The sequence below is a fragment of the Polaromonas sp. genome, from assembly GCF_030680935.1.
In the GTDB taxonomy this organism is placed as follows: domain Bacteria; phylum Pseudomonadota; class Gammaproteobacteria; order Burkholderiales; family Burkholderiaceae_C; genus Polaromonas.
Window position 1 is genome coordinate 1 of the sequence record NZ_JAUXUP010000051.1, and the last position, 10,536, is coordinate 10,536.

Consider the following 10,536-nt stretch of genomic DNA (forward strand, 5'->3'; position numbering starts at 1 on the left):
GATGCTGGCCTCGCGGCGCCGCATCAGGCCCAGTTCGTCAAATTCCCACTGCTCGTTGCCGTGGGAGCGGAACCAGAAACCGGCGTCGTCATGCCATTCGTACTCGAAACGCACCGAGATGCGGTTGCCGGTAAACGCCCAGAGTTCTTTCTTGAGCCGGTAGTCCAGCTCCTTGGCCCACTTGCGTTTGAGAAACTCGCGGATCATGGGCCGGCCCGAGAAGAAGTCGGCGCGGTTGCGCCAGACCGAGTCTTCGGTATAGGCCAGCGCCACGCGGTCGGGGTCGCAGCTGTTCCAGGCGTCTTCGGCCTTCTGCACTTTTTCTTTCGCGGTTTCCAGCGTGAAGGGCGGCAGCGGCGGGCGGGCTTGTTCCGTACTCATGCCACAGCTTTCAAAGTGACGGTGGGCGGTGTATCGGCCAAGGCGCCGCGGCCGGGTTCCACAGTCGGTGGGTGCGCCGGCGCCCGGCCGTGTGACAGGTCTTTGGAGCGCGCCACCAGAAAGTCGACCAGGTGGTTGCGCAGCGGGTAGTACTGCGGGTCGTGGTGTACGGTCGCGCGCTGGCGGTCGCGTGGCATGGTGTTGCGCACAATCTCGGCCACGCGGGCTTGCGGGCCATTGCTCATCAGCAGGATCTTGTCGGCCAGCAGCACGGCTTCGTCCACGTCGTGGGTGATCATGAAAACCGTTTGCTGCGTCTCGCGCACGATGGCCAGCAGCTCGTCCTGTATGGTGCCGCGTGTCAACGCGTCCAGTGCGCCAAAAGGTTCGTCGAGCAGCAGCATCTTGGGCTCAATCGCAAAGGCGCGCGCAATGCCCACACGTTGCTTCATGCCGCCCGACAGCGCCGAGGGTTTTTTGTCGATGGCGCCAGACAGGCCCACCAGGTCCACGTATTTCCTGACATGGGTGTCCACCTGCGCATTGCTCCAGTCGGGCCATTTGGAGCGCACCGCAAACGCAATGTTTTTGCGCACGGTGAGCCAGGGCATGAGCGCATGGCCCTGGAAGACGACGCCACGTTCCAGGCTGGGGCCGGCGACTTCGCGGCCGTCCATGAACACATGGCCGGCGCTGGCGCTTTCAAGCCCTGCCAGCACGTTGAGGATGGTGGTTTTGCCGCAGCCCGAGTGGCCGATGATGCAGACAAACTCGCCGCGCGCGATGTTGAAGTTGACTTCGTCAAACACCGGCTCCGTGGTGCCGGGGTAGGACTTGGCCAGGCCTTCGATTTGCAGAAACGGCCTGCTGTCATTCAGCATAGGTCACCCACTTCTGCAGCTGTGCAAACATCAGGTCCAGCAACATGCCCATCACGCCGATCACGACGATGGCAAAAATCACGTTGGTCAATGACAGGTTGTTCCATTCGTTCCAGACAAAGTAGCCAATGCCGGTGCCACCCACCAGCATCTCGGCAGCCACAATCACCAGCCAGGCGATGCCCATGGAGATGCGCATGCCCGTCAAAATGGTCGGCGCGGCGGCCGGCAGGATGACGAGGAAGGCCTTGCGCAGCGGCTTGACTTCCAGCGTCTTGGCAACGTTGAGCCATTCACGCTTGACAGCTGACACGCCAAAGGCTGTGTTGATCAGCATGGGCCAGACCGAGCAGATGAAGATCACAAAAATGCCGGACGCCGAGGAGTCCTTGATGGTGTACAGCGCCAGCGGCATCCAGGCCAGCGGCGAGATCGGTTTCAGTACCTGGATAAAGGGGTCCAGCGCGCGGCTCAGCAGCGGCGACATGCCGATCACAAACCCGAGCGGGATGGCGACCAGGCAGGCCAGCAGAAAACCCAGGCCGACGCGGGCCAGCGAGTAGCCAAGCTGTATGCCGATGCCCTTGTCGTTGGGACCGTTGTCGTAAAACGGGTCAGACAGTTGCTTCCAGGCTGTCTGGCCCATCTGCAGCGGCGTCGGAAAACCGCCGGCCTTGGCCGCGCCGGGGTCCTTGCCCATCATCTTCTGGTATTCGATCTGCTCGGAGGTCATGCCGCTGACATTGCCACCGGTGCTGGCAGGCGATGCCGTCGCCGCATACCAGGCGGCGATGAAGACCACGAAGAGCACGGCGGAGACGATGCCTGCGCGAAAGCCCAGTGTTTTGAAAAGGTTCATGGGACGCTTCAAGCCATCTTGTTGATCGCGAAGCTATTGGCGTAGGCATCCGCCTTGGCCGCGTCGAACTCCTTGCCCATGATCTTGAATTTCGGATACGCGCCTTCGGGGGCGGCCTGGCCAAGTTCCTTCATGTACTTCTTCGCGTCGGTCAGCAAAAACACCTTTTCGGCGATCTGCTTGTAGTTGATATCGCCCTTGACGTAGCCCCAGCGCTTCATCTGCGTGAGCATCCACACCGCCATCGACTGCCACGGAATCGGGTCGAAGTCGGCGCGGTCCGGCACGGTCTTGATGTTGCCCAGGCCGTCGGCAAAGCGGCCGGTCAGCACCTGTGCCACCACGGTTTCCGGCTGGTTCAGGTAGGCCTGTGGCGAGATCACCTTGGCGATCAGCTCGCGGTTTTTCGGGTCGCGCGCCATGGCGGCGGCCGTCAGCACCGAGCGGTACAGCGCGGCAAAGGTATTGGGGTTCTTCTGGATGAATTCGGTCGAGGTGCCAAAGGCGCAGCAGGGGTGGCCGTTCCACAGGTCTTTGGTCAGGATGTGCAGGAAGCCGATTTCTTCGTACACCGCGCGCTGGTTGAACGGGTCAGGGCCAAGGTAGCCGTCGATGTTGCCGGCGCGCAGGTTGGCCACCATTTCAGGCGGCGGCACCACGCGGATCTGGATGTCGGTGTCGGGGTTCAGGCCGGCTTCGGCCACGTAGTAGCGCAGCAGAAAGTTGTGCATGCTGAACTCGAAAGGAACGGCAAACTTGAAGCCCTTCCACATCTTCGGGTCGCGCTTGTCCTTGTGCTTGTTGGCCAGCGTGATGGCCTGGCCATTGGTGTTCTGGATGGTCGCCACATTCATGGGCACCGGGTTGGAGCCCACGCCCATGGACATGGCCAGCGGCATGGGGCTCAGGAAATGCGTAGCGTCGTATTCCTTGTTGATCATCTTGTCGCGGATCAGCGCCCAGCCGGCCGTCTTGACGACTTCAACATTGAGACCTTCCTTGCTGTAAAAGCCCAGCGGGTGCGCCATGATCAGTGGCGTGGCGCAGGTGATGGGGATGAAGCCGATTTTGAGGTTGGTTTTTTCCAGCTTGCCTTTGTCTTGCGCCATGGCCTGCATGGTGCCCACTGGCAGCACGCTGGCAATGGCGGCCATGGCCGTGCCCTTGCCGACGGCGCGCAGGAAGCGGCGGCGCACTTCGTCTTGCGGAAACAGGGCCTTGACCAGCGTGGCTTCAATGAAGTCGTTGGAGTAACTCTCAAACTCGCTGCTCATGCTGCGCCGGCGCAGCTCGGCGGTGGCGCCGTCGGCGTTCAGCTCGGCGTGGTGGTCGGCCGGGCTGTGGTCACCGCCGCAGCTGCACTTGAGCATCAGGGGCCGGTCGGCGTCGTAGGGTGAGAAGCGGTCAGACATGGCGTGCACCTTTCAATTGAAGATGCGGCTACCTTGCAAGGTGCGCGCCACTTTGAGCCAGGGCGACGGGCGGCGCTGCATATCGCGCTGGCCTACATGACGGCGTGTAGGGCGGGCACTACAAAAGCGGCGTCCAACCCTGGGTTTCAGCTGCCTGCAGGGCTTTTGGCGTGGCGCTCGGCATACAGCGCCAGTTCTACGTCGTTCTTGGCGCCAGTTTTTTCAAGGATGCGCTGGCGGTAGGTGCTGACCGTGTTGGACGCCAGGCCAAGCTGTGCACCAATTTCGCCCACAGACCTGCCGGCCGTCAGCAGCCGGAAGACCTGATGCTCGCGGTGCGACAGGGCTTCGGTGCCGCCCGAACCCCTGGATACGGCACTGGCCAGCGCCTCGGCGGTGACGGCCGAGACATACATGCCGCCGCTGGCTACCTTGCGCACCGCAGCAATCATGTCGTCGGGGTGGGCGCTTTTGTTGAGGTAGCCAGCCGCCCCCAGCTTGATGCAGCGCACCGCGTATTGCTTTTCGGGGTAGGTGCTGAGCATCAGCACCGGCAGCAGCGGCCAGGCCTTTTTAAGCGCCTGCAGCACGTCCATGCCGTCCCGGCCCGGCAGCGCGATGTCGAGCAGCACGGCGGCCAGTCCGGCGTGGCCGCCCAGCGCCTCGACCTTGTCCAGAATGTCGGGGCCGGTCTCGGCCTCGGCCACCACTTCAATGTCTGGCGCGTCGGCCAGCACCTGCTTGAGGCCTTCGCGCACGATGCGGTGGTCGTCGCCGATCAGGATCTTGATACTTGTCATAGCTTGATTTGCTATGAATTCAGGAGCTGGATACGCAGGTGGAACAAGGACCCAAGCCCGATTTGGCTTGTAATCTCCAGCGTACCGCCCAAATGCCGCGCGCGCTCACGCATCCCCATCACACCGTAGGCGTTGGCTGCTTCAAAGGCCTCTGGCGCGGCGCCCCGGCCGTTGTCCTGCACGCGGATGTTGATGTGTGTGGCCGTGGCCTGAATGGTGATGGCCACCTGGCTGGCCTGCGCGTGCCGGCCCACGTTGCTGAGCATTTCCTGGAAGATGCGAAAAATCGCGATGGCTTGCGGCTCTGGCAGGGTGGCGGCTTCGCTGACGTCCATCTGCCAGTCCAGCGCCAGCTCGGCCGACTGCACAAACTCGTGCGCCTGCCAGTCCAGCGCGGCCCACAGGCCCTGGTGGTCCAGGATGCTGGGGCGCAGGTCGGTGATGATGCGGCCCACGTTGTCGACTGCGGTCTCTATCAGCAGGCCCATGTTCTGGCACTTGCTGCGCATGGTGTCGCGCATGGTTTGCGCTGCCACTGGCTCGCGCTGCTGCTGCTCCGAGACGGCAGGCGACGATCCAAGATCCTGCAAGCGTTTGTCCAGCCAGCCGACGTCCATCTTCAGTGCCACCAGCAGGCTGCCCAGCTCGTCATGGACCTCGCGTGCAATCCGGGTGCGCTCTTCCTCGCGCACGCTGTGGGTGTAGGCCGAGAGTTCGCGCAGCTGCTGCAGCGCTTCAGACAGGGCCAGCGTGCGCTCACTGACGCGCTGCTCCAGTACCGCATGGGCCTGGCGCAGCGCGTCTTCAGCCTGGCGCCGTGCCGAGATATCCACAAAGGTGACCACCGCGCCTTGCACCACGCCGCCGTCGACGATGGGGTAAGACGAATATTCGACGGCGAAGGCGCTGCCGTTTTTGCGCCAGAACAGCTCGGTGTCTATGCGGCAGGGCAGCGCCGTGCGGAAGGCGTTGAAGATGGGGCACAGATGTTCGGGGTAATGCGCGCCGTCGGCGTGGCTGTGATGCGCCAGCTCATGCATGTTTTTGCCCAGCACCTCGGCCGGCGAAAAGCCCAGTTGTTCAGCCCCGGCGCGGTTGATGAAGGTGCAGCAGCCGTCCATGTCGATGCCAAAAATGCCTTCGCCGGTGGACTCCAGCAGTTGCGACAGCTTGTCGCGCCAGATTGGCTGGTCTGCGCCAGGCAGGTGCGCGGACGGGGACAGCGAGGCGGTTTCGGCATACATACCGGGCACTCAGCAAACATCGTGCCCAGCTTGGTGCGCCCTGGCTCTGCCTGGCTGCGCCAAATCGGTGCGCAAGCGCGTCGCGGCGCCGGCTTGCCCCAAAACGGCCTGTTTTTTTGAATGCCTGTAAAGTCAAAGGCTCTCCTTTCCCTACAAGACCATGGCGCCGGCTTCCAATTTCCGCATTTATTTGACCCATTGCCTGGCGGGCGCCTGTCTGCTGCTGGCGGCGTGCAACCCGGCTTTTAACTGGCGTGAAGTGCGACCTGACAACACCGCCCTGAGTTTGCTGCTGCCCTGCAAGCCCGACAAGGCCACACGCAACGTGCCGCTGGGCGGGCAGCAGACCGAGCTGGCCATGCTGGGCTGCGACACGGGCGGCGCCACATTTGCCCTTGCTGTGGCCACGGTGCCAGACACTAGCCAGCTGGCTGCACTGCTGGCCGGCTGGCGCGCGGCCACGCTGGTCAACATGAAGGCCACCGGCACAGGCCAGGCAACGCCGCTGAAAGTACCCGGCGCTTCGGTGCTGCCGCCGCCCGCGCTGGTGCGTGCCGAAGGCCGGCGCGCTGACGGCAGCGGGGTGCAAAGCCAGGCCGCGTATTTTGCACACGGCGGGCAAATATTCCAGGCCGTGATTTACGCCGACAAAATTTCGCCCGAGGTGAGCGAAACCTTTTTCTCCAGCTTCAAACTGGACAGCGGGAGCGCCCGGCCGTGAGCGCGGTGCAGCCCACGGCGCCGACGACCGCCCCCTTGCTGCGGGCCGGGCTGCTTCCCCGCAAGGCTGCGATTGTGGTGTTTCTTGCGTTTGCAGCGGCCTACTTCTGTTCAACGCTGGTACGCGCCATCACCGCCACGCTGGCACCGGTGCTGACGCAGGAGTTCTCCTTGCACGCGCGGGATCTGGGCTTGCTGGCGGGCGGCTACTTTCTGGGTTTTGCCGCCACGCAGTTACCGCTGGGCGCCTGGCTGGACCGGCATGGCCCCAAACGCGTGATCCTTTGCTTTTTGAGTCTGGCCGTGCTGGCCTGCCTGGCTTTTTCGGCGGCCACCAGTTTCACCTCGCTGCTGATCGCGCGGGTGCTGCTGGGCATGGGTGTCAGCGCCTGCCTGATGGCGCCGCTGACCGGTTACCGCCGATGGTTTGACGCGGGCACCCTGCTGCGTTCCAACTCGTGGATGCTGATGACCGGCTCGCTGGGCATGCTGGCCTCTACCCTGCCGGTGCAGTGGCTGATGCCGCTGACCGGCTGGCGCCCGCTGTTCTGGATTCTGGCGGGGCTGATCCTGTTGTCGATGCTGGCGATTGCATGGGTGGTTCCTTCATGGAAAGACCGGCCTCCCAGCTCCGGCAAAGGGGATTCCGGTCATCCTGAGCCTGTCGAAGGACCTTCCCCCGAGGGGGCTGAATTTGCCGGGGCTGGCCCTTCGCTGCGTGCGTCGGCGTCAGCCCAAGTTGCGGCCGCACCAGCGCAGCAATCCAGCTACAGCCAGGTCTGGCGCAGCCGCTATTTCCAGCGAATGGCGCCGCTGGCTTTTCTTTATTACGGCGGCGTGATTGCCATCCAGACCCTGTGGGCCGGACCGTGGATGATTCGTGTGGCGGGCCACACCCCGCTGGAGGCGGCCACCGGGCTGTTCTGGATCAATGCCGCCATGTTGCTCACCTTCTGGTGCTGGGGGCTGGCCAATCCGTGGTTGTCGCAGCATGGCTGGAACGCCAACCGCCTGATCTCCTGGGGGGTGCCGGTCAGCATCATGGTGCTGGCGGTGAACATCCTGGCCGGACCGGCCACCGGCTGGGCTGGCTGGGCCGTGTTTTGCATGAGCGCCAGCGTGATGGGACTGGCCCAGCCGGCCGTGGGCATGGCGTTTCCGTCGGCGCTGGCAGGGCGCGCGCTTTCTGGCTACAACCTGGTGATTTTTGCCGGCGTGTTTGTCATGCAGTGGGGCATTGGCCTGTTGATTGATGTTTTCCGGGCCACGGGGCTGACAGAGATTGCCAGCTTTCAGGCGGCGATGGCGGTCTTCCTGTGTTGTTGTCTTGCATCGTATGCTTGCTTCCTCGGCGTCAAAGCAGACCCCACCCGCGATAATCCACCCCAATGAACGGCATCCTCATCATCGCCCACGCGCCTCTGGCTTCCGCCCTGCGGCAATGCGTTTTGCATGTTTTCCCCGACAACCCGGCCAGTGTGGCCGCGCTGGACGTGCAGCCCAACATGCCACCGGAAGAAACCCTGGCGCAGGCGCGCATCGTGTTTGCGCAGATGGGGACGTCCCACGCACTGGTGCTGGCCGACGTGTTTGGCGCCACGCCCTGCAATGTGGCGCAAAAGCTGGTGGACGGTGTGCATTCCAAACTGATCACCGGCGTTAACCTGCCCATGCTGCTGCGCACTGTGTCTTACCGGCATGAGCCGCTGGAGGCGCTGGTGGCACGTGCAGTGATGGGCGGAACACAGGGTGTGATGCAGGTGGCCATCACCGCACCGCAAAATCAGGCTAAAAGAAAACATGATCAAGACCAGCACGACCATCAGCAATAAATTGGGCCTGCACGCCCGGGCATCGGCCAAACTCACCAAACTGGCGGGCAGCTTCGGCTGTGAGGTCTGGATTGCCAAGGGCGAGCGCCGCGTCAACGCCAAAAGCATCATGGGCGTGATGATGCTGGCCGCAGGCATAGGCAGCACGGTCGAGCTAGAGACCGATGGGGCGGACGAGCAGAAGGCAATGGACGCATTGCTGGCGCTGATTCACGACAAGTTTGGGGAGGGTGAGTGATATTGCCCCCACGGTCGCTCACTGCGTGTAGCTTCCTGCCCCCCGAGGGGGCCGCTGCGCCTGCGGGCTGGCAAAGCCAGACCCGCGGCCCCTGCTGGCCTGGGGAGATGCCACTGCGGGGATCAAGTGACTTTTAGCGTCCACGGCCTGGCTGTCTCGCGTGGCATCGCGATTGGCCGAGCCGTGCTGGTGGCGTCAAGCCGGGCCGATGTGGCGCATTACTTCATTGACGCGGACAAGACGGTTGAGGAAATCCAGCGCGTGCGTGTGGCGCGTGATGCGGTGGCAGAAGAAATTGCGCGGGTACAGCGCGACTTGCCCAAGGATGCGCCGCATGAGCTGTCGGCGCTGCTGGATGTGCACCTGATGCTGCTGCAGGACGAACAACTGAGCGATGGTGTCAAACACTGGATCACCGACCGCCTCTACAACGCCGAGTGGGCGCTGACCACCCAGTACGAGGTCATCGCGCGCCAGTTCGACGAGATGGAAGACGAGTACCTGCGTGAACGCAAGGCCGATCTGGAGCAGGTGGTCGAGCGCATTCTGGGCTTCATGAAGGGCGTGGCTTCGCCGGTGTTTCCGGCCGCGCAGGCGGCCAGCCGCCAGCCGCGCCAGCAGGACCTGCTGCTGGACGACACCATGGATGTGCCGCTGGTGCTGATTGCGCACGACATCTCGCCGGCCGACATGCTGCAGTTCAAGCAAAGCCTGTTTGTTGGCTTTGCGACCGACGTGGGTGGCAAGACATCACACACCGCCATCGTGGCGCGCAGCCTGGACATTCCGGCGGTGGTGGGTGCGCGCAGCGCCAGCCAGCTGATCGAGCAGGACGACTGGGTCATCATTGACGGCGACTCTGGCGTGTTGATCGTCGATCCTTCGCCCATCATCCTGGCCGAGTATGGCTTCAAGCAGCGCCAGGGCGAGCTGGAGCGCCAGCGCCTGAACCGCCTGAAACACACACCGGCGCTGACGATTGACGGCCAGAAGGTGGAGCTGCTGGCCAATATTGAAATGCCCGACGACACGGCGGGTGCGGTGGCGGTGGGCGCGGTCGGTGTGGGCCTGTTTCGCAGTGAATTTTTGTTCATGGGCCGCACCGGCAAACTGCCCGATGAGCAGGAGCAGTACCTGGCCTACCGCAAGGCCGTTGAAGGCATGCAGGGGCTGCCGGTGACGATTCGCACGGTGGATATCGGCTCTGACAAACCGCTGGACCGGCTGGCCGGGAAGGCGCAGGACGGGCAGCTGAACCCGGCGCTGGGCCTGCGCGCCATCCGCTGGAGCCTGGCCGACCCGCCCATGTTTTTGACACAGCTGCGCGCAATCCTGCGCGCGGCGGTGCATGGCCAGGTGAATCTGCTGGTGCCCATGCTGGCCCATGCGAGCGAGATCCGCCAGACCTTGTCGCTGCTGGACCATGCGCGCGCCGAGCTGGACAACAAAGGCATCGCGTATGGACCGGTGCAGCTGGGCGCGATGATAGAGATTCCGGCCGCGGCGCTGACGGTCAAGCTGTTCCTGAAGTACTTTGACTTCCTGTCGATAGGCACCAATGATCTGATCCAGTACACGCTGGCGATTGACCGGGCCGACGAAGCGGTGTCGCACCTGTATGACCCTTGCCACCCGGCGGTGCTGCGCCTGATTGCCGACACCATTGCCGAGTGCAAGGCCCAGGGCAAGGGGGTCAGCGTCTGCGGCGAGATGGCCGGTGATGTAGGCATGACGCGGCTGCTGCTGGGCCTGGGGCTGCGCAGCTTTTCCATGCACCCCTCGCAAATCCTGGCCGTCAAGCAGCAAGTGCTGCGCGCCGATGCCAGCAAGCTGCAGCGCTGGGCCCAGGACGTGTTGGCCAGCGAAGAGCCGTCGGCTTTGCTCTCACCCTGATTGCTATTGAAATGGTAGCTGTTTGCGCAGGTGGGGTAAGGGTTGGGGGGTGGATTTTGTTCTTGGTCCTTTGCCATTTCGGACCTTGAGCCGGGATCCATCTTCGCTTCCTCGTTGCCTTTAGGTGTGCCAGCTAGCCGGGGGTTGCCCGGCGGCAAGTAACTTTCTTTTGCGTCGCTGTATGGACAGGAGACATGGGAAACAGGTGTGCGAGGACATAGGAAACACTTCTTGCTTGCGATCAACGCAAGGAGAGGCCCATGCCCTGGCAACCGA

Annotated in this window: 11 protein-coding genes; 5 read left to right on the plus strand and 6 right to left on the minus strand. The window is 63.3% G+C overall.

What is annotated here, in order from left to right; all coding sequences use genetic code 11:
- The 6 genes from Q8L50_RS13180 to Q8L50_RS13205 all read right to left on the minus strand — a co-directional run.
- Positions 1-381, minus strand: a 381-nt coding sequence (locus tag Q8L50_RS13180) for a nuclear transport factor 2 family protein (protein WP_305349093.1), incomplete at its 3' end; no start/stop codon positions are given.
- Positions 378-1,262, minus strand: coding sequence for an ABC transporter ATP-binding protein (locus Q8L50_RS13185; protein WP_305349094.1), 885 nt, complete (start codon positions 1,260-1,262; stop codon positions 378-380). The genes Q8L50_RS13185 and Q8L50_RS13180, both read right to left, overlap by 4 nt.
- Complete coding sequence (gene ntrB / locus Q8L50_RS13190; protein ID WP_305349095.1) at positions 1,252-2,121, minus strand: nitrate ABC transporter permease; 870 nt, start codon at positions 2,119-2,121, stop codon at positions 1,252-1,254. The genes Q8L50_RS13185 and ntrB overlap by 11 nt, the downstream gene beginning before the upstream one ends.
- A gap of 8 nt (positions 2,122-2,129) precedes the next feature.
- Entirely contained in the window at positions 2,130-3,533 is a 1,404-nt protein-coding gene (locus Q8L50_RS13195; protein ID WP_305349096.1) for a CmpA/NrtA family ABC transporter substrate-binding protein, read from the minus strand.
- A 146-nt stretch (positions 3,534-3,679) separates the two neighbouring features.
- Positions 3,680-4,333: a response regulator transcription factor gene (locus Q8L50_RS13200; RefSeq protein WP_305349097.1), complete on the minus strand. Its 654-nt coding sequence runs from the start codon at positions 4,331-4,333 to the stop codon at positions 3,680-3,682.
- 11 nt (positions 4,334-4,344) lie between these two features.
- Positions 4,345-5,577: a PAS domain S-box protein gene (locus tag Q8L50_RS13205; protein ID WP_305349098.1), complete on the minus strand. Its 1,233-nt coding sequence runs from the start codon at positions 5,575-5,577 to the stop codon at positions 4,345-4,347.
- 160 nt (positions 5,578-5,737) lie between these two features.
- Here Q8L50_RS13205 and Q8L50_RS13210 point away from each other — a divergent pair, with 160 nt between their 5' ends.
- From Q8L50_RS13210 to ptsP, 5 genes are all read left to right on the plus strand, one after another.
- A complete protein-coding gene (locus Q8L50_RS13210) occupies positions 5,738-6,298 on the plus strand; it encodes a hypothetical protein (RefSeq protein WP_305349099.1) in 561 nt (186 codons plus the stop codon).
- 5 nt (positions 6,299-6,303) lie between these two features.
- Positions 6,304-7,689 (plus strand): MFS transporter, encoded by a 1,386-nt coding sequence (locus Q8L50_RS13215; RefSeq protein ID WP_370869798.1) that lies wholly within the window; start codon positions 6,304-6,306, stop codon positions 7,687-7,689.
- Entirely contained in the window at positions 7,686-8,129 is a 444-nt protein-coding gene (locus Q8L50_RS13220; protein WP_305349100.1) for a PTS sugar transporter subunit IIA, read from the plus strand. The genes Q8L50_RS13215 and Q8L50_RS13220 overlap by 4 nt, the downstream gene beginning before the upstream one ends.
- Positions 8,098-8,367, plus strand: coding sequence for an HPr family phosphocarrier protein (locus tag Q8L50_RS13225; protein ID WP_305349101.1), 270 nt, complete (start codon positions 8,098-8,100; stop codon positions 8,365-8,367). Before Q8L50_RS13220 ends, Q8L50_RS13225 begins: the two co-directional genes overlap by 32 nt.
- A 126-nt stretch (positions 8,368-8,493) precedes the next feature.
- Positions 8,494-10,260, plus strand: coding sequence for a phosphoenolpyruvate--protein phosphotransferase (gene ptsP, locus Q8L50_RS13230; RefSeq protein ID WP_305349102.1), 1,767 nt, complete (start codon positions 8,494-8,496; stop codon positions 10,258-10,260).
- The last annotated feature ends 276 nt before the right edge of the window (positions 10,261-10,536 follow it).